Annotated in this window: 16 protein-coding genes; 14 read left to right on the top strand and 2 right to left on the bottom strand. The window is 38.8% G+C overall.

Annotated features, from left to right (window positions below; translation table 11 throughout):
* The first annotated feature begins 52 nt into the window (after positions 1 to 52).
* Together D1013_RS20060 and D1013_RS20055 are read left to right on the top strand one after the other, a co-directional pair.
* The gene (locus tag D1013_RS20060; protein ID WP_121850830.1) at positions 53 to 673 is read left to right on the top strand and encodes a DUF4097 family beta strand repeat-containing protein; all 621 of its coding nucleotides are present in this window, start codon (positions 53 to 55) and stop codon (positions 671 to 673) included.
* Positions 674 to 710: 37 nt separating this feature from the next.
* The gene (locus D1013_RS20055) at positions 711 to 1,376 is read left to right on the top strand and encodes a lipoprotein signal peptidase (RefSeq protein WP_121850513.1); all 666 of its coding nucleotides are present in this window, start codon (positions 711 to 713) and stop codon (positions 1,374 to 1,376) included.
* Here the strand turns inward: D1013_RS20055 and D1013_RS20050 are convergent.
* Complete coding sequence (locus D1013_RS20050; protein ID WP_121850512.1) at positions 1,355 to 1,930, bottom strand: 5-formyltetrahydrofolate cyclo-ligase; 576 nt, start codon at positions 1,928 to 1,930, stop codon at positions 1,355 to 1,357. The genes D1013_RS20055 and D1013_RS20050 overlap by 22 nt on opposite strands.
* A 504-nt stretch (positions 1,931 to 2,434) precedes the next feature.
* On the opposite strand from D1013_RS20050, the gene uvrC reads away from it, so the two are divergent.
* The 10 genes from uvrC (at position 2,435) to D1013_RS19995 (ending at position 17,023) form a co-directional block, all read left to right on the top strand.
* The gene (uvrC, locus tag D1013_RS20040; protein ID WP_121850510.1) at positions 2,435 to 4,222 is read left to right on the top strand and encodes an excinuclease ABC subunit UvrC; all 1,788 of its coding nucleotides are present in this window, start codon (positions 2,435 to 2,437) and stop codon (positions 4,220 to 4,222) included.
* Between the two features lie 6 nt (positions 4,223 to 4,228).
* Positions 4,229 to 6,505, top strand: a complete 2,277-nt coding sequence (locus D1013_RS20035; protein ID WP_121850509.1) for a patatin-like phospholipase family protein — start codon at positions 4,229 to 4,231, stop codon at positions 6,503 to 6,505.
* A gap of 202 nt (positions 6,506 to 6,707) precedes the next feature.
* On the top strand, positions 6,708 to 7,850 hold the full coding sequence (gene hppD, locus D1013_RS20030) for a 4-hydroxyphenylpyruvate dioxygenase (protein WP_121850508.1): 1,143 nt from the start codon (positions 6,708 to 6,710) through the stop codon (positions 7,848 to 7,850).
* Positions 7,851 to 8,270: 420 nt separating this feature from the next.
* Positions 8,271 to 9,050: a DUF3108 domain-containing protein gene (locus D1013_RS20025; protein WP_121850829.1), complete on the top strand. Its 780-nt coding sequence runs from the start codon at positions 8,271 to 8,273 to the stop codon at positions 9,048 to 9,050.
* Positions 9,051 to 9,056: 6 nt separating this feature from the next.
* Positions 9,057 to 10,019, top strand: coding sequence for a tryptophan 2,3-dioxygenase family protein (locus D1013_RS20020; RefSeq protein ID WP_121850507.1), 963 nt, complete (start codon positions 9,057 to 9,059; stop codon positions 10,017 to 10,019).
* 7 nt (positions 10,020 to 10,026) lie between these two features.
* On the top strand, positions 10,027 to 11,322 hold the full coding sequence (locus D1013_RS20015) for a peptidoglycan DD-metalloendopeptidase family protein (RefSeq protein ID WP_121850506.1): 1,296 nt from the start codon (positions 10,027 to 10,029) through the stop codon (positions 11,320 to 11,322).
* A 78-nt stretch (positions 11,323 to 11,400) separates the two neighbouring features.
* Positions 11,401 to 13,038 (top strand): glucose-6-phosphate isomerase, encoded by a 1,638-nt coding sequence (gene pgi / locus D1013_RS20010; RefSeq protein WP_121850505.1) that lies wholly within the window; start codon positions 11,401 to 11,403, stop codon positions 13,036 to 13,038.
* A 171-nt stretch (positions 13,039 to 13,209) separates the two neighbouring features.
* Complete coding sequence (locus tag D1013_RS20005) at positions 13,210 to 15,858, top strand: TonB-dependent receptor (protein WP_121850828.1); 2,649 nt, start codon at positions 13,210 to 13,212, stop codon at positions 15,856 to 15,858.
* A gap of 95 nt (positions 15,859 to 15,953) precedes the next feature.
* A complete protein-coding gene (locus D1013_RS20000; RefSeq protein ID WP_121850504.1) occupies positions 15,954 to 16,394 on the top strand; it encodes a hypothetical protein in 441 nt (146 codons plus the stop codon).
* A 38-nt stretch (positions 16,395 to 16,432) separates the two neighbouring features.
* On the top strand, positions 16,433 to 17,023 hold the full coding sequence (locus tag D1013_RS19995; protein ID WP_121850503.1) for a 3-keto-disaccharide hydrolase: 591 nt from the start codon (positions 16,433 to 16,435) through the stop codon (positions 17,021 to 17,023).
* A 47-nt stretch (positions 17,024 to 17,070) separates the two neighbouring features.
* Here the strand turns inward: D1013_RS19995 and D1013_RS19990 are convergent, their stop codons facing one another.
* Positions 17,071 to 18,111 (bottom strand): endonuclease/exonuclease/phosphatase family protein, encoded by a 1,041-nt coding sequence (locus D1013_RS19990; protein WP_121850502.1) that lies wholly within the window; start codon positions 18,109 to 18,111, stop codon positions 17,071 to 17,073.
* A 119-nt stretch (positions 18,112 to 18,230) separates the two neighbouring features.
* Here D1013_RS19990 and D1013_RS19985 point away from each other — a divergent pair, with 119 nt between their 5' ends.
* Together D1013_RS19985 and D1013_RS19980 are read left to right on the top strand one after the other, a co-directional pair.
* Entirely contained in the window at positions 18,231 to 20,957 is a 2,727-nt protein-coding gene (locus D1013_RS19985; protein ID WP_121850501.1) for a TonB-dependent receptor, read from the top strand.
* Between the two features lie 12 nt (positions 20,958 to 20,969).
* A complete protein-coding gene (locus tag D1013_RS19980; protein ID WP_121850500.1) occupies positions 20,970 to 22,373 on the top strand; it encodes a DUF5689 domain-containing protein in 1,404 nt (467 codons plus the stop codon).
* The last annotated feature ends 6 nt before the right edge of the window (positions 22,374 to 22,379 follow it).

The raw sequence follows: 22,379 nt of genomic DNA, 5'->3' as shown, positions 1-22,379 counted from the left end.
ATATTATAGACCTACAAGAGACTCTCTTGTAGGTCTTTTGGTATATATGAATATGCTAAAGCACCTAGTACTTTTATTATTTCTATGTTCGAATTGTGCATTGGCCCAAAAAGTGGTCAAGAAATCGATAGTCGATAGTCACATCAGTGCAATACATATTGATGTGAACAATTGCTATGAGCTGTCATTGGTAACATCAAAGGAAAATGAGGTAATGGCAGAGGCAATTATTGATGGAGAGTATAAAAAGGATTTAGCACTCAAGCTACATCAAAGCGGTGATACCTATTTTATCAGTGCAGGGTTTCAGCCTCTCTTTCAGAATCCCAACGATAAACTAAGTGCGCATAAGGTAGTTTCAATCAGTTTGAAGTTGATCGTTCCACAGTATTTGAATGTTTCTATTGATGGAGGAAACTGTAACGTAGAGATTAGCGGTGACTATAAGTTGTTAAAAACAACATTAAATGATGGTAGCTGTACCTTACTCGATGTTAAGGAAGAAGTAGATGTGATGACGAACAGTGGTAATATTTATGTACAGGCAACTGCTGCGATTGTAGATGCTGAAACCAAATATGGTAAATTGAATTCTGATGAATTGCCGGCTTCCGACAACCGATACCATCTATCGAGTATTACGGGTAATATCAACATCACGAAAACCGAATAATATACCTACTTTTGCGACTTCAAACTACTATTAAGCCATGGGCCTAAAAAAATCACTAGTACTTATTATAGCGGTCTTGCTAGTTGATCAGATAAGTAAAGTTTATATCAAAACGAATTTCGTTCTTGGTGAATCGATAGAGGTTTTCAGTTGGTTTAAAATACTTTTTATTGAGAATTCAGGTGCGGCTTGGGGCGCAAAATTGAGTGACTTTCTTCCGGTAAGCGAGCCTATCGGAAAGCTGATTCTTACTGTATTCAGGCTTTTTGCCGTGGCTGGTATTGGTTACTGGTTATTTGATACCATTAAAAAGCAAACTTCAAAGGTGTTGATATTGGCCGTGTCGCTCATCTTTGCGGGTGCTTTGGGTAATATTATCGATTCTGTTTTTTACGGCGTAGTCTTTAACGATAGTTATCAGCAGGTGGCAACGGCTTTCAGCGCTGAGCCTTATGGTAGCTTGTTTTATGGTAAGGTAGTAGATATGCTTTATTTCCCTATGATAGATACTACATGGCCAGATTGGGTGCCCGGTCTGGGCGGAAAAGACTTCCGTTTTTTCGAACCAGTGTTTAATATCGCCGATATGGCCATTAGTACAGGGGTCGGCATCTTAATCGTCTTTAATAAGCAAGCCTTTTCTAAAATTGATGAAAAGGAGGAAGATGCCACTGTTGAGGTTCAAACTTCTGAAAAAGAGTAAACTTTCTTAGGGGTAACACAAAAATCTAAAGGAATATCGCTTTCTTCAAAATCGGATATCCTTTCCTCTGCCTCAAATAGTGAAAGACCTATTTTTATTGTGTCTTTGCGGCACTGTGCAAGAAATCTGTCGTAAAAGCCTTTGCCATAACCAACCCGTTGCCCTTGGCCATCAAAAGCCAGTAAAGGAACAAAAACAACATCAATCTTATTGGGTGCTATCTCAATACCATCAACAGGCTCGGGAATGCTCCATTTGCTTTTTTTTAATCGGGTACTGTCCGTCAACAGAAAATGAATCATATTTTCTGAGTCAACCACTTTTGGCAAAACAACGTGTTTATCTTTTCCTTGCAGAATGGATAAAAGAAATGAAGTATCAATTTCTTTTTTTTCCGCAATGGGTAAGAACAGGTGATAGTAATCGGATTTCCAAACGGAAGTAGGCAGTTGAAGTGCACGATTAGCAATGCTCAGACTAGAATTGACTAGAGCATCGTCCGATAAGTTGTTCCTTAAAGCGTTATAGCGAGATCGTAAATCTTTTTTTTGCATTGATTCATGATCAGACTAAGGTAGTATTTGGGGGTCTAGGTTACCTTATTCTTTTACATTCACAAGGTAATAAATCTTGAAAGAAATCATCAAGATTAGGTAAAGACCTAGGGTTATTACATATTTATCCATGCTGGTAATTGATTTTGATACTTTAAAATTAGTTAAAAATAAATTTACATACACTATAAAGTGCAACTTTTTATCGATGAAATGCATTTTTTTGGTCAAGTTTAACTTTTTCTAACCGATAGGGTCAAGAAATTAACAGGTTTGAGCCCTTTCATGAAAGATTTTATGCCTATGACAATTTTTGAGTGTTTTTAGAGAGAATCTATCATTTTGAATTTTTCTTCTATTCAAAATCGTATTTTAAGAGTTATTTGATGAGATTATCGTCATTGTTAAAAAGGATTAAAACCCTGCTCGCTTACATTAAAACATAGTAATTTAACTGCCCCGTAACTTCAATATTGGATACTGTTGCGGCTAACTGTTTGATCAATGCCCCAAATTTCTATAGATGTTCAGTTGAGTACCTTGCCCAACGGTCCGGGTGTATATCAGTTCTATGATGCAGATGAGAAAATACTATATGTCGGAAAGGCTAAGAATTTAAAGAAAAGGGTCTCATCTTATTTTACCAAAAATCACGAATACGGTAAGACCAGGGTGCTGGTAAAGAAAATTCGCAAAATCAAGCACATAGTGGTTCCTACAGAGTCGGATGCCCTGTTGCTTGAAAATAACCTTATAAAAAAGTATAGGCCTAGGTACAATGTGTTGCTGAAGGATGATAAATCCTATCCATGGATTTGTATCAAGAATGAACGTTTCCCAAGAATATTTCCGACGAGAAAGCTGATTAAAGATGGTTCGGAATATTATGGCCCTTATACGAGCATGAAAACAGTGAGAACGTTGTTGGATCTGGTAAAGAGCGTTTATCCTCTGCGAACATGTAACTATGATCTTTCTCAAGAAAAAATTGAGAATGGCAAGTACAAAGTTTGCCTAGAGTTTCATCTTGGTAATTGTAAGGGGCCTTGTGAAGATCTTCAATCGGCAGAAGAGTACCATGCTCAAATTGATGATATCAGAGAGATTATCAAAGGAAATTTTAAGTCGTCGCTTCATTATTTTAAAAAAGAAATGAAAAGTTTGGCCGCTGAGATGCGTTTTGAGGAAGCCCAGCGGATAAAAGACAAAATCGAGGTACTTGAAAGTTATCAGGTGAAATCGACTATTGTTAATCCAAAAATCAATAATGTAGATGTCTTTTCGATTATCTCCGATGAATCTCATGCGTATATCAATTTCTTACAATTGTCTCATGGTTCAATCATTCGCTCGCACACTTTAGAGATTAAAAAGAAGCTTAACGAAACCGATGAAGAATTGTTGGCTTTAGCCATTACCGAAATAAGGCAACGTTTCAACTCGCAATCTCGAGAGCTTTATCTACCATTTGAAGTTACCGTCGAAGAAGGCATCAGAGTAACGGTTCCTAAACTAGGTGATAAAAAGAAAATCGTTGACCTGTCTGAGCGCAATGCAAGATTTTACAGGCAAGAGCGGTTTAAGCAAATAAAAATTGTAGATCCCGATCGGCATACCAACCGGATCATGGCCCAAATGAAGAAAGATTTAAGGCTTTCGGAAGAGCCACGACATATAGAGTGTTTTGATAATAGTAACATTCAAGGCTCGAACCCGGTGGCGGCGTGTGTGGTTTTCAAAGACGGGAAACCCTCTAAAAAAGATTACCGCCATTTCAATATAAAAACTGTTGAGGGCCCCGATGATTTTGCTTCGATGGAAGAAGTGGTTTTTAGAAGATATAAACGTCTCTTGGCAGAAGATGAACCCTTACCGCAATTAATAGTGATTGACGGTGGAAAGGGACAGTTATCCTCAGCTTTAAAAAGTCTGGATGTTCTTGGTCTCAGAGGAAAGATTGCTATTGTGGGTATTGCAAAGCGCCTAGAGGAAATCTATTTTCCTGAAGACCCAATTCCGTTGTACCTCGATAAACGCTCAGAATCTTTAAAAATCATTCAGCAATTACGTAATGAGGCCCATAGATTCGGAATAACCTTCCACAGAAAAAAAAGGAGTAAGGCCGCTATCAATTCAGAATTGGAAAGTATTGAAGGTATCGGAGAAAAAACTGCGGAAGAGTTGTTGAAAAATTTCAAATCGGTGAAGAGAATTAAAGAGGCTACCATAGAAAACCTGGCCAAAACGGTCGGTATGGCGAAGGCTAAAAAGATTTATGAAACCTTTCATTAGTACCACATGACCAACAAAAAGATACATTATGTATTTTTTATTTTATGCCTATTGGCAGTAAACCTTCGTGGGTGGTCACAAACGACCCAAAAACGAGATTTGAAAATAGGCCTTGTACTCAGTGGTGGCGGGGCAAAGGGTATGGCCCATATCGGTGCTTTAAAAGTAATTGAAGAAGCAGGTGTTGAGATAGATTATATCGGCGGGACTAGCATGGGCGCCATTGTGGGTTCACTTTATGCGGCCGGTTATAATGCCAAAGAGCTAGATTCAATTTTCAGAACGACCGATTTCACCAACCTTATTGAAGATAATCTACCGAGAAACGCCAAAACATTTTATGAGAAAGAAGATTCGGAGCGTTATTCGATAACCCTTCCTTTCAATAATTTTAAGGTATCAGTTCCTCCGGCGCTATCGGGTGGGCAGAACATTTATAACGAATTGGTGCGGTTGCTCTACCCTGTGAAGGATATTAAAGATTTCAGTAAGTTACCCATACCTTTTTTATGTATTGCCACAGATGTTGAAACGGGAGATGAGGTTTTGTTAGACCAAGGTTATTTGCCCGAAGCGGTTATAGCCAGTGGGGCCTTGCCCTCTCTTTTTGCGCCTGCTTTAATAGATGGTAAGGTGTTGATTGATGGCGGTGTGGTAAATAATTACCCCATTCTTGAAGTTAAAAAAATGGGTGCCGATATTGTAATCGGTGTAGATGTACAACATGGTCTTAAAGATAGAGAGGCGCTATTATCGGCAACTGAAATTTTGATGCAGATAAATAACTATCGTACCGCTCTCGATATGCAGGAGAAATCAGAATTGACGGATATTTATATCAAACCTGATATCACCGGTTTTTCGGTCATCGATTTTAATCTCTTCGGAACCATTGTCGATAAAGGAGAAGAGGCGGCGCGGGAAAAATTTGATGAACTTAAAAAAATAGGAAACCCCGACAGGCAAAAAAAGCAGGTTGCGAAAATGTATCTACCCTCCGATTATGTGTCGGTCGACAGGCTGACCATTACCGGAAGCGAAAACTATTCGCGTGGTTATGTAAAGGGTAAGTTACGTTTCGATACCGATGAGTCGCCGACTTTTGATGAACTTCAACAAGGGGTGAGCAACTTGTCGGCCACGGGTAACTTTCAGACGATTCATTATAAGCTGCTAACCAATGGCAGTGATCAAGAGTTGTTGTTGAATCTGGTCGAAAGTAGAAACAAGACTTTTCTTCGGTTGGGCGCCCATTATGATAATCTATTTCAGACGGGGGCCATTATCAATCTCACACAAAAAAACCTTATCACCAGAGATGATGTTACTTCCTTTGATTTTATCATAGGCGATAATATCAGGTATAACCTTCAATATTATGTAGATAAAGGTTCTTATTGGAGTTTTGGTATCAACTCGAGTTTTAGGGAAACGGCCAAGGAAATCGATTTTAATCTAATAAGGGGCAATTACGAAGTGCCGATAACATCGAACATCAATACCATAAATCTGGATATTACCGACATGACCAATCAGATTTACATTGAAACGGTTATGCGAGAAGAGTTCGCCTTTAGAACTGGGGTTGAACATAAACTGTTGAAGTTTAGTACTAGAACCTTAGGGGCTGATGAAAGTCTGGAAGGCTCTGAGTCTTTTAGGGTGAAAGACGGGCGCACTTTTTTTGAAAAAGGTGATTTCTATAGTGTTTTTGGGGGCTTGCAATTAGATACTTACGACGACAAGTATTTCCCGAAAAGAGGGGTTTATTTTGATGGAGATTTTCATTTCTACCTGCTATCTTCTGACTTCAATAACAACTTTAAAGAGTTTTCGGTCGCAAAGGCAAAAGTGGGGTCGGCTGTACCTATTTACGGTCCGGTCTCTTTAAATATTGAAACAGAGGGAGGTTTTAAATTAGGTACTTCAAACGTAACCTCTTTTGATTTTGTTTTGGGTGGATATGGTTCGGCGCAAGTGAATAACTTAGTTCATTTCTTTGGCTATGATTTTCTTTCATTGGCCGGAAACAGCTACGTAAAACTTGGTGGGCGGTTAGATTATGAGTTTGTACCAAAGAACCATTTGATGTTTACGGCCAATTACGCGAATGTAGAAGATGACCTGTTTCGCACAGGTGAATGGTTTACCCCGCCTGATTATTCAGGCTACGGTATAGGTTACGGATGGGAATCTTTTTTAGGCCCCCTACAGGTGCATTACTCATGGTCCCCTGAAGGTAATAACGGCAATTTCTTTTTTAGTTTGGGATATTGGTTTTAAGATAGTTAGGTCTTTAATTATTTAAAATTTCCGATATTTGTAAGAGATGCTACTATTCAGAATCGATATCACCTCGCACCTCAGAGCTATGTGGTAAGTTATTACCACCCAATAGGTATTAGTCCTATTTCTTTATCATCAACTTTACTTTTTTCGGCCTTTGGCCCTTAGTTATTCTTACAAATTCAACTCTTAAACTATTATGTCTACTTTAGATACTACCTCCTTAAAATTGCCTAAAGAAAATTTAGAAGCTGAAGATTTCTTGCCACTATTAGGTACTGACTATATAGAACTGTATGTCGGTAACGCCAAACAAGCAGCTCACTATTACATGGCCGCCTGGGGTTTTCAGCCTGTTGCCTATGCAGGGCTCGAAACAGGCTTGAAAGACCGCGTAAGCTATGTTGTTCAACAAGATAAAATACGCCTTATGCTCACTTCTCCGCTGAGGCCCGGAGGAGAAATTAATAAACATATAGATTCTCATGGCGATGGCGTCAAGTCAATTGCCCTGTGGGTTGATGATGCGACCAAAAGTTATGAAGAAACCGTAAAAAGGGGTGCTGAAAGTTACCATGCCCCAATTCAAAAGGAAGATAAAGAAGGAGCGGTAGTTCTTTCAGGGATTCACACGTACGGCGAGACCGTACATATATTTGTCGAGCGTAAAAACTATAAAGGGGTATTTATGCCAGGTTTTAGGCCTTGGAACCCTCACTACAGGCCCTCTGATGTCGGCTTAAAATATGTAGACCATATGGTAGGTAACGTAGGCTGGAACGAGATGAACAAATGGTGTGAGTTTTATGCAAAAGTAATGGGCTTTGCCCAGTTGGTTTCTTTCGATGACAAAGACATATCTACCGAATACACGGCTCTAATGAGCAAGGTGATGAGTAATGGAAACGGAAGAATTAAATTTCCGATTAACGAGCCTGCCGACGGACGTAAAAAATCGCAAATAGAGGAGTATATCGAGTTTTATAACGGGGCAGGTGTGCAGCATATGGCCTTGGCTACTGACAATATTATTGAAACAGTAGCTGCCCTAAGAGATCGCGGGGTAGAATTTTTGACCGTGCCATCTAGTTATTATGAAGATTTGTTGGATAGGGTCGGGGAGATTGATGAAGACCTACTTCCACTAAAAGAACTTGGTATTTTGGTAGATAGGGATGACGAGGGGTATCTGCTTCAAATTTTTACGAAACCTATATTGGATCGTCCTACAATGTTCATAGAAATAATTCAGCGCAAGGGAGCCAAATCATTCGGTAAGGGTAATTTCAAGGCTCTTTTTGAAGCGATAGAAAGAGAACAAGAATCTAGGGGAACCCTTTAATGAGATTCTCGATATAATTAATGCCCATTTCATTTCCCGTGAGAGGGTTTTTAAGGTAGTTTTTTAATAGGTATTCTTAACGTATTGCCAAATTCTCATTTGTAGGTAAAAATAACTGTTAATGTAATAGTTAAAGTAAGTTAAAACCGTTGACAGTCTTAAAACAAGCAGTAAATTTGTTGGTGTAAGGGGTGGTTCCCTTACAACTTTAAGTATTGGTTTTTCATAATTTAAAGTTTGGTTGGTTATTTAGGAAAAGCCCTAACAGTAATGTTGGGGCTTTTTTTGATATAGTTGCCAATCGCACCTAAATAATCCTGAAGTTTAGCAGACAATACTTTGGAATAAATTTTGTTTAAGTTATTGTAATCCGAATAAAATCCCTTTGGCATTATTTATTTTTACAATAAAATGGGCTTTATGAAAAAACTGTTTACTGTACTCTTTTGCTGCTTTGGTTTTTTTGTTCATGCACAATATGAAAGTTCTGCATTTAAGGTTGGTGAGTGGTTAAAGTTTCGCATGCATTATGGTTTTTTGAATGCCAGTTACGCCACATTACATGTCAAATCTGATAATATCGGTGAAGTGCCCGTCTACCATGTAGTAGGTAAGGGCGAAACGACCGGTCTGGCGAGCTTGTTCTTTAAGGTCGATGACACCTATGAAAGCTATTTTGGTAAAGAAGATGGCAAGCCATACCGATTCATACGTAAGATTGACGAAGGAGGATATACCAAAGATATCGAGATAAATTTTCACCACGATAAGGATAAAGCCGTTCTAAACGACAAAAAGAACAAGAAAAAATATAATTTTGAACTTCAAGATAGCATTCAAGATCTTTTATCGGCTTTTTACTACTTAAGAAACAACTACGACCCCAAAGATTTGGTCAAAGGGGAAGCGGTAAAGCTTAAAATGCTGTACGACGATGATGGCGTTTTTAATTTTCAACTTAAATATTTGGGTACAGAAGTACTTAAAACTAAGTTCGGTAAGGTAGAATGTTATAAATTTAGGCCTTTGGTTCAGTCGGGTCGGGTTTTTAAAGAAAAAGAAAGCCTATCATTGTGGGTTTCGACCGATAAGAATAGAATACCCATAAGAATTCAAGCAGACTTGGCTGTGGGTGCGATCAAAGCAGATCTTGACGGATATAACGGACTAAAGCACCAGTTCAAGATTATAATGGACTAACTTTTAATGAAGGATAAGGAGCGAATAGACTCGCAGATAGAAAAGCTTGAAGAAAAATATAAAGACTCTGGTCAAGACTTGAGTTCTTACCTCGATGGCCTTCTCCATCAACGATACCTCACCTATTGGGATTATATCAATCTCGATACTCTGCTTAGCTTACAGCAGCCCAGAACCTATTTTCCCGATGAGGAAATATTTATCATGTACCATCAGATTACAGAGCTGTATTTTAAACTGATTTTACATGAACAAAAGCAACTGGTAGACGATAAGTCTCAAAACCTTGATTTTTTTATTGAGAAAGTTCGTCGAATCAATAGTTATTACAAAGCTTTGATCTCTTCGTTCAGCATAATGATTAAGGGTATGGAAAGGGAGCAGTTTTTACAATATAGAATGGCCTTGCTTCCCGCCAGCGGTTTTCAGTCGGCACAGTTTCGCATGATTGAAATCTACTCTACCCCGCTTGAAAATTTGGTACATCAGTCGCAAAGAGAAAATTTTTCCTCTGAAAACAGTATTGAAGAACTTTATGAGCAGATATATTGGAAAAGAGGTGCTACCGATATGTCAACTGGCGATAAAACACTGACCCTAAAACAATTTGAATATAGGTATACCCCTAGATTGGTAAGAATTGCCAAGCAAGTTAGGGGTAATACCATTTATCATAAATATTTACAATTACCGGAAACCAAAAGGTATAATAAAGAGCTCGTTGATGCGTTAAAGAAGATGGATATCAACGCAAACGTTAACTGGCCTCTTATGCATATGGGATCTGCCCATAGGTATTTGGCCAAGGGAGAAGGGCAAGTTGATGCCACAGGGGGAACCAATTGGAAGGAATATCTGCCCCCTAGTTTTCAAAAAGTAGTTTTTTTTCCAGAAATATATTCTAAACAAGAGTTAAATAATTGGGGTAAACAATGGGTAGACCATATATTTAATCCCGAAAAGAAATAAGAGACGAATGCAAAAATATTGGGGCCTAATTTTAGTACTAACCTTATCTCTAGCCTGTAAAGAGAAAGCCGTTCAAGAAACCAAACAAGTTAAAGACGTATTGGCGGTTGCTCCTATTGAAAAGCCGATCGTTAAACATTTTGGTTTTAACCTTGATGAGTTTACCGTAAAATTGGATACTGTCAAGAGGGGTGATAGTTTCGGTGAACTTATGCTTCAACATAAGGTAGATTACCCAAAAATTGCAAGAATAACCCAAGATTTCAAAGATACTTTTGATGTTAGACGAATTCGTGTAGGTAAGCCCTATATGATTTTAAAGTCTCGCGATACCACTGAAACTGCCCAGGTATTTATCTACGAAAACGATGCAATCAACTACACCGTGGTCGATTTACGTGATTCCGTGAGGGCATACAAAGAAAAGAAACAGGTAAAGTTTGTTGAACGAGAGGTCTCAGGGGTAATCAGAACAAATTTATCGGAAGCCCTGTTAGAGCAAGGTATCGACTACATGGTTACACACAATTTGGCCAACGTGTATGCTTGGACCATAGATTTCTCAATGTTACAAAAAGGCGATAGGTTCAAGGTAATTTATAAAGAGAGATTTATAAATGATTCGATCTATGCTGGGTCAGAAACAATCGATGCCGCCTATTTCGAACACAATGGTAAACCAATTTATGCGTTCGCTTACGAAAATGATTCTTTGAAAAGTTTGGTCGATTATTTCGATGAAAGCGCCAATAATCTTAGAAGAACTTTTTTAAGAATGCCGGTAGAATTTGGTAGACTTTCGTCTCGATACAATCTTAAAAGACGAATTCGTTACTACGGTAATAAAATCCGTCCTCATAAGGGTACCGACTATGCCGCGCCTATAGGCACCCCGATTATGGCAACTGCCGACGGTACGGTTACAGAGTCTACAAGAAGGGGCGGTAATGGTAAATATGTGAAGATACGCCATAATGGTACCTACAGTACTCAGTACCTTCATATGAAAAAACAAAACGTCAAGAGAGGTGATTTTGTTCGACAAGGAGATGTTATCGGGTGGATTGGTATGACAGGAAATACCAGTGGGCCTCACGTATGTTATCGTTTTTGGAAAAACGGCAGACAGGTGGATCCTCTAAGGGAAGAGCTTCCGAAGGCAGAGCCTTTGGCAGAGACCTTACAGCCTGCTTACTTTGATTACATTACCCCTATTAAAGATCAATTAGACTGTATTGCCTATCCGCCGGAACCGGTCGAAGAAGAATTATTGGCCGGTGAACTGACTACCTTAACGGAATAATCACATTTTGCGGGTTGTGAATAGTGCTATTATGGCTTAAATTAGCCGTTTTAGTAACTAATAAGGTAAACAACCCTCATGTCTCTACATAAAATTAATCCTACGCAATCAAAGGCTTGGCAACTTTTAGGCAAGCATTTCGAAACTGCCAAAAATTTAGAGTTAAAGCAACTTTTCGCAGAAGATAAAAATCGAGCTGATCGGTTTTCAATAGTTTGGAACGACTTTTTGGTCGATTTTTCGAAGAACCGAATATCCCAAGAAACATTAGATTTATTACTTCAATTGGCTGAAGAGGTACAATTGGCCGATGCCATTTCTCAACAATTCTCGGGCAATCATATTAACGAGACTGAGAATAGGGCTGTTCTTCACACTGCACTCAGGGCCAAATTGTCGGATGAGGTTATCGTTGATGAAGAGAATGTAGTTCCCGAAGTTTTTGAAGTTAAAAATCACATAAGGGAATTCGCAGAAAGCATCATCAACGGAGAGAAAAAAGGTTTTACGGGTAAACAATTTACCGATGTGGTCAATATAGGCATTGGAGGTTCTGATTTAGGGCCTGCTATGGTAACCGAAGCATTAAAATTTTATAAGAACCACCTTAAGACCCATTTCGTGAGCAACGTTGATGGTGACCATGTCCATGAGGTTCTTAAAGAACTCGATCCTGAAACCACTCTTTTTGTGGTTGTTTCTAAAACTTTCACGACTCAAGAAACCCTGAGTAATGCAACTACTATCAAAAAATGGTTTTTAGGGCATGCCTCGCAAAAAGATATCGCAAAACATTTTGCCGCAGTTTCCACCAATACGAAGGCTATTTCCGAATTTGGTATAGATGCTGCCAATGTCTTTCCGATGTGGGATTGGGTCGGAGGCCGCTTTTCATTGTGGAGTGCTGTAGGCCTTTCCATTGCCTTGGCGGTAGGCACTAACAATTTTGAGAAGCTATTGGCTGGAGCACATGAAATGGATAATCACTTTGAAGCTACAGACTTTGAAGAGAATATTCCTGTCTTGCTGGCTCTAATTAGTGTTTGGTACAATAATTTCTTCGATGCCGAAACAGAAGCTATAATACCTTATTCTCAATATTTAAGTAGGTTCTCGGCTTATCTTCAGCAGGGAATCATGGAGAGTAATGGTAAGAGTGTTGATAGAAACGGAAATCGGGTCGATTATCAAACGGGTACCATTATTTGGGGTGAACCCGGTACAAATTCGCAACATGCCTTTTTTCAGTTGATTCACCAAGGCACTAAAATTATTCCAGCAGATTTCATAGGCTTTAAGCATTCGCTTCACGGCGATGAGGATCATCATAATAAATTGATGGCAAACTTTTTCGCACAGACAGAGGCATTGATGAATGGTAAAACTGAAGAAGAAGTCAAGGCCGAACTTACCTCGAAAGGTATGAGTGAAACTGAAATGAAAGATTTGGTTCCTTTTAAAGTATTTGAGGGTAATAAACCGACCAATACGATATTAATAGACCAGCTAACTCCTGAAAGCTTAGGCAGTTTAATTGCTCTCTATGAACATAAAATCTTTGTTCAAGGTGTCATTTGGAACATTTTTAGCTATGATCAATGGGGTGTTGAATTGGGAAAACAGTTGGCCGGTAATATTTTGAAAGATATTGAAGGTTCAGAGATTGGCGATCATGATGGTTCTACACTTAGGCTTTTACATTATTTTAAGAAATAATCTGAAGATATCCCAATAATTATTCAATAAAGGGTAACTCATTGCTTGTCAGTCTTCTTAGTGCAAAAATTGTGTTAATTTCGCGGTGTTTAATTTAACGTTGTGTTAATGTTCATATTTATAAAATGGAGCACTTTTGCAGCGAAATTGAAGACTAACAAACACATTCAAATGAGAAAGATTTATTTTACAATGGTCGTATTCTTCATGACGGCCGTAGCATTTTCACAAGGTACTATTACAGGAACCGTCATTGATGGAGAAACAGGTAGTCCGTTGCCTGGAGCCAACGTTGTGGTAAAAGGCACTACAGTTGGAGCAACAACGGATTTTGATGGGAACTTCAGTATTGAAGTAGTCTCCAACTCCGGAACCCTAAGGTTTTCTTACTTAGGTTTTGTTACTCAAGACAAAAACTACAGTTCAACAGGAGATTTGGGTAGTGTAACTTTGCAGCCAGATGCGGAACAACTAGGTGAGGTGGTAGTTATTGGGTCAGGTATTATTGACTTAGAAGAAGACAGAAGTACCCCGATAGCGGTATCTACAATTACGAAAGATGTAATTCAGGCAACTTCTACCGGTAACGTTGAGTTTCCAGAGGTGATGAAGAACGTCCCTTCTGTCTATGTTTCAAACCAACAAGGTTTTGGTGATTCTCAAATGTTCCTTAGAGGATTTGACCAAACTAATACCGCATTTTTGCTTAACGGACAGCCAATTAATGGTATGGAAGATGGTCAAATGTACTGGTCTAACTGGCAAGGGGTTATGGATATAGCGAATGCAGTGCAGGTGCAAAGGGGGCTTGGTTCTTCTAAGCTAGCTATATCTTCTGTTGGAGGAACGGTAAACATAGTTACAAAGGCAACGGATAGAAAAGAAGGTGGTTTTGGTAGATTTATGACCGGTAACGATAGTTATTTCAAGGCTACAGCTTCATATGATTCCGGACTTAATGATAATGGATGGGGCTTTTCTGTAATGTTAGATCATTGGCAAGCGCAAAGAAAATATGCTGAAGGTACTAAGGGTCAAGGACAGAATTACTTCTTTTCAGTGGGTAAGTTGTTAGGAGACCATAACTTTAACTTTTTGATTTTTGGTGCCCCTCAATGGCATATGCAGCGCTGGTCGCAGCCGGAAGAAGTTGCTACTATTTATAGAAAATATAACCAGCACTGGGGTATCGACGAAGGAGAGCTGGAATCTGAGAGAACCAACTTTTATCACAAGCCTGTTCTGAACTTGAACTGGGACTGGAATATATCTGACAAATCAGATTTATCGACAGTTTTATATGCTTCTTTCGGTAGAGGTGGTGGTACTGGTAACAGAGGTAACAGCCCATTGAGACTTCCGGATTATCCTCTTGCTGGGGGAGTTGACGGTCAAATCGATTATGCTGCAACCAGAGAGAGAAATGCTCTAGTTGGTATTGGTGGTGATTACGGTGCCCCGAATGGAGCTGGATATATTAGACGGGCTTCTATGAATAACCATAGATGGTTTGGTTTGGTTTCAAACTATGGTCTGGAATTGAGCGAAAGTTTGAGTATGAATGTGGGTGCTGATTTCAGGTTTTATACTGGAGACCACTTTAGACAGGTTGTAGATTTCTACGGTTTAAGTGGTTGGGGAGATGATCGCCCAGATGGTAGAGTGGTAACCGAGTCTTTTGATTTTAATCCTTGGAAAACTGTTAGTAATTTTGCTGATGAATCAGAAAGAATTAACTACGACTACTCTGAAGATATTAATTATCAAGGTGTTTTTGGACAGTTAGAGTACTCTAAAGAAACATACTCTTTATTTTTTCAAGGAGCTTTATCCAATCAGTCATATATAAGACAAGATAGATTTGCGACAGATTCAAGCGGAAATCAAACAACTGAAGAATCAGATAAGGCTAATAAGATTGGTTACAACGTAAAAGGAGGTGGTGCCTACAACTTTAATACAGAAAATTCAGTTTTCTTAAATGCAGGTTACTATTCTAGACAACCTTTCTTAGATAATATATTTGCCGGAACAGCCGAATTAGCTGAGCCTGAGGTTGATAATGAAGAGATTACAGGTATCGAGCTTGGTTACAAGTATAATACATACGATTTGAGGGTAAATGTTAACCTTTATCGCACACAATGGGCAAATCGTTTCGTAGCTAATGGTAACACGATTACAAGTGTGGCAACAGGTGAAGATGTTGATATTAACCGAGAGCAAACAGATGTTACCCAATTACACCAAGGTATAGAGCTAGATGCTCAGTATCGTGTAATGCAAGGACTAGTTCTTGGGGGCTACACTTCTATTGGTGATTGGAAATTTGATGGAAGCACACCATATAGAACTCGCGATTTTAGAGATAATACATATTTTACCAACGCTGATATTGATGATTTTGTAGATCAAAATGGCAACCCCCTACCTGCTAATTTCTTTGATGGTAATGTTAATTTGGACGGTGTGGAAGTAAGTAATGCAGCTCAGTTCACTTTCGGAGCAAACGTAACTTATGAAACGCTTAGCGGGTTTGAAGCTTCGTTATTCTATAATCGTTTCAGTAATGTTTACGAATTTGTTGATGTTGCTGACGTAGTCGCAGAAGGTAATACTTATGAAACTCGTAAATTAGATCCGTACGGGATTATCGATCTTTCGGCAGGCTATACTATTGAAATGGGTGACCAAGATATCGTTTTGAGAACAAACCTTTATAACCTTTTTAATACATCTTACATAAATCAAACCGATGCATTTGGTGTATTTTACGGTTTGGGTCGTACTTGGAACGCTAGTGTTATGTACAGGTTCTAATAGACTTATATTTTTAATTAAAACCCCGCTATTAGCGGGGTTTTTTTATGCTCAAAAAGCCGTACATTTAGAGCTTAAATTTCAATTTGACCATTATGTATGAAATCATTCAGGTAGTTCACTCTTACTTAGCTTATATCGTTTTGGCCTTGCTAATTTTGGCAGTGTTCAATGCTTTTTCGGGTTGGCTAGGTAAAAAGGTTTTTACCATGCATAAAGATCTTCGTTTGAGCCTCTTTGCCCTTATATTATCGCATATTCAATTATTGGTTGGCCTAATCCTATATTTTGTATCCCCAAGTGGGTTAAATGCCATTCAGTCTTTAGGTATGGGTGGTCTGAACGCTCAAGCACGATTACTAGCTTTAGAACACCCTGTGATCAACATAATAGCTATCGCTTTGATAACCATTGGTTGGTCAAGGCATAAGAAATTCGTAGAAGGAGATAAGAAGTTCAAGAGTATCGCCATTTTCTACGGCCTTGGGTTAGTATTTCTCCTCAGTAGAATTCCGTGGTCGGCCTGGTTCAACTAGTATTTTAAATCCAAACTCTAATTATACCAAATTTATTAATGAAGAAGTTACTTGTATTATCTGCAGTACTTTTTGCGTCATTTACCTTCGCGCAAAAAGAGAAATTGTTCAACGGGAAAAACCTTGATGGGTGGACGGTCTACGGTACCGAAAAATGGTACGTGGAAGACGGTCTTTTAATTTGCGAAAGTGGTCCTGATAAGGGTTATGGCTATTTGGCTACTGACAAGCATTACAAAGATTTTGAATTGAACGTAGAGTTCAAGCAAGAGGCAAATGGCAATAGCGGTGTTTTTATTCGTTCTACCATTGAAGGAACGAAGATTACCGGTTGGCAAGTCGAGGTGGCGCCTCCAGGGCACGATACTGGTGGGGTGTATGAATCTTATGGTCGCGGATGGTTGATCAAACCGGATGCCGAAAAAGATAAGGCCTTAAAGATGGGCAAATGGAACAAAATGAAGATACGTGTTGAAGGTGACAAAATCACTTCATGGCTTAACGGAACCGAAATGATTACATTTACCGATGAAAAGATAGGTGCTGGCGAAGGTTCGGTAGCATTACAAATTCATGACGGTGGTGGTATCAAGGTGAAATGGAGAAACCTTAAAATCGAACAGCTTTAAAAGCGTTTTAAAATATTGAGAAAACTCCCCTGCTTAGGGGAGTTTTTTTATTCTGGTTTCCGAAGCAAATATATGTAGACCGGGAAATGGTCGGAGTAACCACCTGTATAGTTCCCTCCGGAATAAGTTCTAAACGGGTAACCTTTATACCTTCCTTTTTGCGTAACTAAATAGGCAGGGTTAAAAATGCCGGCCTTCCAAAATTGATATCCTTTGTTTTCGTTATTTACAAGGCTTTCAGTAAAATAGATTTGGTCAAAAAGATTCCATTTATCCCTGTAGGCAAGCGAGCCGACCCCTTTTTTGAATAATTTTTCCATGGGATTGAACAATTCTCCTTCTTGCAGCTTTCGCTTATTAGCTTTTGTTTTCAGCACCTTTTTAAAACTTCTATTGTTGGGGTCATCATTAAAATCGCCCATGCTAATTATTTTGGCCTGACTATCCATCTTTTGAATGGAATCAATAATACGTTTGTTTAAATGGGCCGCTGCCAAGCGATTTGGCTCGCTTCGTGCTTCACCGCCACTTCTAGAAGGCCAGTGATTGACTATAAAGTACATCTGTTCATTGTCTAATCTTCCTCCCACCACAAGTTGGTCCCTTGTATAGTTTCGCTCCTCGTTTTCATCCATTAAAATCAATCGATGGCTGGCATATGATGCAGGTAAAAAGGCGTTTTCTTTATAGAGTAGGGCTACGTCGATTCCGCGTTCATCGGGCGAGTCGTAATGCACAATTTCATACCCTAAGTTCTTTAAAGACTTACTGACCAAGAGATCCTGTATGACCTCAATGTTTTCTACTTCACAGATTCCGATAATATCAGGAGCGGTACCTGTGTTAGAAGAGCCTATTTCAGATAGCGTTTGTGCCATGTTGTGAAGCTTTTTTTGATAGCGTTCATCGGTCCAATTGTCTTTTCCTTCAGGGGTTCTGTCGTCATCAAAAGTTAAAGTATCGTTCTTGGTATCAAATAGGTTTTCCAAGTTATAAAAAGCGATAGTTCTAACCTGATAGGTTTGTTCAGTCTGCCCGTGAACCGATAAAAGGGATAAAATAAAGTAAATTAAAAGGCCAATTTTCATTTTAAGAATCAAAGCATATCATTTAATAAACGAAAAAATATAGATAATATGTCATCCATATGTAAGAATGTTCTTAATTTTCGTTATAGAAACGGCAAAAGATTTATCAAAAGTATCTAATGCGGTATCTACTTCTTTTTACTGTTACATTTTTCATTGGCCTGATAAGTTACGCGCAAGATGTTTATGGGGTCAAGGGAAGAATAGTGTCTTCAAGAACTAATACCCCTATCAGTGAAGCATTAATTGGAATAGACCAGACCAATATTTCAGAACTGAGTGATGAAGAAGGCTACTTTCATATTGAATCACTTACTGCCGATGTACTACTAACAGTTGAGGCTCCGGGATATTCCTCAAAAAGGATAGAACTCTATTTAGAAAAGGCGGAATTGGAACTTGGCACTATTTGGCTCGATGACGATGTCACAATCGAACAATCTGCCAATCTTATAACACTTACCGATTCAGAGCTCACAGATGATAATGATATCTCTAACCCCTCTGGTCTTCTACAGGCTACACGTGACGTTTTTCTTCAAAGAGCGGCTTTCGATTTCGGACAAGCTTTCTTCAGGGTAAAAGGTTATGATTCTAGTAATGGAGAGGTGTCTATCAATGGAATATCAATGAACAAGTTCTACGATGGCAGACCTCAATGGAATAATTGGGGAGGGCTTAATGATATTCAGCGAAATCAACAATTTTCAAATGGTATGAGTCCTTCAGATTACACATTTGGGGGAATTTTGGGAAATACCAATATTGATGTTCGACCCACTGGTTTAAGAAAAGGTACTCGATTGACAGCTTCGGCATCGAACAGAACCTATACGGGCCGATTAATGGTTACCTATAATTCCGGTCTTAAAGATAATGGTTTGGCCTATACCGTATCGTCTTCCAAAAGATGGGGCGGTGAAGGGTATATTGATGGAACCTTATATGATGCCTATAGCTTTTTCGGCGGATTGGAATATCACTTTAATAACCATCACAGTATTAATTTCACAGGAATTTTAGCATCTAATCGGCGAGGTAGGTCTTCTGCCATTACCGAAGAAGTTTTCAATTTAATGGGTAATACTTACAACCCTTATTGGGGCGAGCAAAATGACAAAATAAGAAACTCGCGCGAAAGAAAGATTTCTGAGCCCATTTTAATGTTCAATCATAGATATGAATCCGACAAGGTTAGTATAAATTCTGGATTTGCCTATCAGTTCGGGACTCATCGAAGAAGTAGGTTGGGCTATTATAATGCGCCAAATCCCGATCCAACTTACTACAGGTACTTACCTAGTTTTTACATCAATGGTCCTTTAGGAGCCAATTTTAAGAGTGCTGTAATGGCGGAAAAAGGTTTCGTTGAAAATCCGCAAATAAACTGGTCAAAATTATATACGGCTAACAACAATGGTATGGCTAGCTATATGCTGTATGATGACGTGATAGACGATGAGCAGTATACCGTAAACACTATTGCCAATATTTATTTGAACAATCATTTACAATTAGATTTTGGGGTGAATGCAAAATTTCTTAAGTCTTCCAATTACGCTAAAATAGATGATTTGTTGGGTGCTGATTACCATTCTGACATTGATACTTTTTCAAGCACGTTAAATGACGTTAATGGTCCGATAGAAAAGAGAGAAAATGATATTTTCAATTACAACTATCGATTGAGTGCCGCGGAATATCGGCTTTTTGGACAGGCTAGATATCACAGTAAAAAATTCAATGTCTTTTCGGCCATTGCATTCAAAAGTTTAGGTTATAGTAGAGAGGGGCTTTTTCAAAATGAGCGCTTTAATGATACTTCGTTGGGTAAGAGTGAAGATGTTTCTTTTCAGAATATCGAAACTAAGGCCGGCTTAGGTTACAAGATTAACGATAGGCATTGGCTTGATTTAAATGCGGGTTATATTTTAAAAGCGCCCACCCTCCAAAATACCTTTATTAATCCTAGAGAAAACAATTTGGTAGTTCCAGAGATTCAAAATGAAAGATTGAACGCCATTGATTTTAGTTATCATTTGAGGCTACCAAAACTAAGCGGTAGACTAAACGCTTATTACACCCGTTTTCAAAATACTACCGATATCAACTTCTTTTTTGTAGATACAGGTGTCGGCTCTGACTTTGTTCAGGAAGTATTGACAGACTTGGATAAACTTCATAAAGGATTAGAACTAGGGCTCGAATATCAAGCCTCATCTTACGTAAAGTTAAGTGCAGTTGCAGCAGTTGGTAGATTCGTATATGCTAGTAACCCGAACGTGAGAATAAATTTTGATACAGCAGGTCGCGAGGAGGACCTTATTAATTTGGATGGGGCTTTGGACTTAGGTCCTGCCATGGTCAAAGATTATAAATTGGCCCAAGGGCCGCAACAGGCCTATTCAATGGGCATAGAATATCGCGACCCTAAATATTGGTGGTTGAGCATGACAACCAATTACCTTAAGGATAGTTACATAAATATTTCTACTATTACTCGTACCCAAAGTTTCTTGCTAGACCCTGAAACTGGTCAAAATTTTCCTGATGCAACTGAAGAAAACGTGGCTGAATTATTGAGGCAAAGTCCGCTAGAAGACTTCTATCTACTTAATTTGGTGGGAGGCAAATCTTGGCTTCACAACGGTAAGTATTTAAGCGTTTTTGCCAGTATAAACAACTTGTTCGATGCTACATTTCGAACTGGTGGGTACGAACAGAGTAGAAATGGAAATTTCGGGCAATTACGAGATGATAACCTAAGCGGTAGCCCATCTTTTGCGCCCAAATATTGGTATGGCTATGGCCGAACTTATTTTATCAACCTTGCTTTTAGTTTTTAAAATGGTATCAGAATGAATCTTTTATCAAAATACATCACCTATGATTTATTTGCACCAATAATAAGGGCCTCAATACTATTGGGTATTTTGATTGTGTTTGTTTTGAATTTTGCATGTAATAGAGAATTTGAGAATCCTTCCGATTTTTGCCGTGAAAACCTAAGTGCCAACATTAGCTATTTAGAATTGATGAGTCTCCACGAAGGAGAAACATTTCAGATTCAAGATGACTTGATAATTGAAGGTTATGTCATTTCATCGGACAGGGACAATAATTTTTTTAGCGTAATTTATTTTCAAGACCGTTCTACTAATCCAACTGCAGGGCTTCAAATAGAAATCGATTTACGGGAAAGTCATTTGTTTTATCCGGTAGGCAGTAAAATATTTATAAAACTCAAAGGCCTTTATTTTGGAAAGTCTAATGAGCAATACAAGTTGGGGGCTACTTTTGAGTCTTTTGGTAATACGTCGGTAGGGCGCTTGCCCGCAGGGGTAATCGACGATTACCTTTTCAAGTCTTGTGACGCCCCGGCCGAGATAAATCCAGTGATTATTTCCGTAGCTGATATAGAAGAGGCGCCATTGGGCACTTTGGTTCGTTTCGACCGTGTCGAATTTTTAGAAAATGAAGTCGGTGAACCCTTTGCCATTCGAGAGGAGGAAACCGTACGAAATCTGATTGATTGTAATGATGAAGATTTAAAAATTTTGAATAGCGGGTATTCCGATTTTCAGTCAGAGGTAATACCCAATGAAAGTGGAAGCTTGACAGGTGTGCTGATTTCAGACAGAAGCAATCGGTATTTGGTCATTCGTGATTTAAACGATTTGAGCTTTACGAATGACAGGTGCGAAGAATTGATAGATGAATTTACGTCTGATCAGCTTTTTATCTCAGAATTGGCCGACCCTGATAATAATTCCGGCGCCCGTTTTGTTGAACTTTACTATTCAGGTTCCGAAACTTTAAGTCTAAAAGGATGGTCATTGGTTCGCTATACCAATGCCAATTCAGATTTGAGCTCAATTATTGATTTATCCGATTATTACATAGAGCCGGAATCTACTATGGTTATATCGCCCAATGCTACCGAATTCGAAATCGTTTATGGTTTTCCGGCGGATATTTCAGTAGGTACCAATACGCCTGCAGACTCTAATGGAGACGATAATTTACAATTGATAGACCCTTTCGGAAACGTTATAGATACATTTGGCCGTATTGGCGAGGACGGTTCGGGAACCGACCATGAATTTGAAGATGGCCGCGCTGTGCGCTTACCGGAAGTCTTAAGAGCAAACTCTAATTTTAATGCTGCCGAATGGCAGATATTTAATGATACAGGTGATTCCGGTACTATAAATCAGCCTCAAATAGCACCGAGTGATTTCTCTCCTGGAATCAGGGATTAATTGTAA

This window comes from Euzebyella marina (assembly GCF_003687485.1).
In the GTDB taxonomy this organism is placed as follows: domain Bacteria; phylum Bacteroidota; class Bacteroidia; order Flavobacteriales; family Flavobacteriaceae; genus Euzebyella; species Euzebyella marina.
This window is presented reverse-complemented; position numbering and strand designations above follow the sequence as displayed.

Excerpts from the sequence above, each read along its gene's own strand:
- D1013_RS20060 (WP_121850830.1), top strand. The coding sequence starts at position 53 with ATGCTAAAGCACCTAGTACTTTTATTATTTCTATGTTCGAATTGTGCA.
- D1013_RS20055 (WP_121850513.1), top strand. The coding sequence starts at position 711 with ATGGGCCTAAAAAAATCACTAGTACTTATTATAGCGGTCTTGCTAGTT.
- D1013_RS20050 (WP_121850512.1), bottom strand. The coding sequence starts at position 1,930 with ATGCAAAAAAAAGATTTACGATCTCGCTATAACGCTTTAAGGAACAAC.
- uvrC (WP_121850510.1), top strand. The coding sequence starts at position 2,435 with ATGCCCCAAATTTCTATAGATGTTCAGTTGAGTACCTTGCCCAACGGT.
- D1013_RS20035 (WP_121850509.1), top strand. The coding sequence starts at position 4,229 with ATGACCAACAAAAAGATACATTATGTATTTTTTATTTTATGCCTATTG.
- hppD (WP_121850508.1), top strand. The coding sequence starts at position 6,708 with ATGTCTACTTTAGATACTACCTCCTTAAAATTGCCTAAAGAAAATTTA.
- D1013_RS20025 (WP_121850829.1), top strand. The coding sequence starts at position 8,271 with ATGAAAAAACTGTTTACTGTACTCTTTTGCTGCTTTGGTTTTTTTGTT.
- D1013_RS20020 (WP_121850507.1), top strand. The coding sequence starts at position 9,057 with ATGAAGGATAAGGAGCGAATAGACTCGCAGATAGAAAAGCTTGAAGAA.
- D1013_RS20015 (WP_121850506.1), top strand. The coding sequence starts at position 10,027 with ATGCAAAAATATTGGGGCCTAATTTTAGTACTAACCTTATCTCTAGCC.
- pgi (WP_121850505.1), top strand. The coding sequence starts at position 11,401 with ATGTCTCTACATAAAATTAATCCTACGCAATCAAAGGCTTGGCAACTT.
- D1013_RS20005 (WP_121850828.1), top strand. The coding sequence starts at position 13,210 with ATGAGAAAGATTTATTTTACAATGGTCGTATTCTTCATGACGGCCGTA.
- D1013_RS20000 (WP_121850504.1), top strand. The coding sequence starts at position 15,954 with ATGTATGAAATCATTCAGGTAGTTCACTCTTACTTAGCTTATATCGTT.
- D1013_RS19995 (WP_121850503.1), top strand. The coding sequence starts at position 16,433 with ATGAAGAAGTTACTTGTATTATCTGCAGTACTTTTTGCGTCATTTACC.
- D1013_RS19990 (WP_121850502.1), bottom strand. The coding sequence starts at position 18,111 with ATGAAAATTGGCCTTTTAATTTACTTTATTTTATCCCTTTTATCGGTT.
- D1013_RS19985 (WP_121850501.1), top strand. The coding sequence starts at position 18,231 with ATGCGGTATCTACTTCTTTTTACTGTTACATTTTTCATTGGCCTGATA.
- D1013_RS19980 (WP_121850500.1), top strand. The coding sequence starts at position 20,970 with ATGAATCTTTTATCAAAATACATCACCTATGATTTATTTGCACCAATA.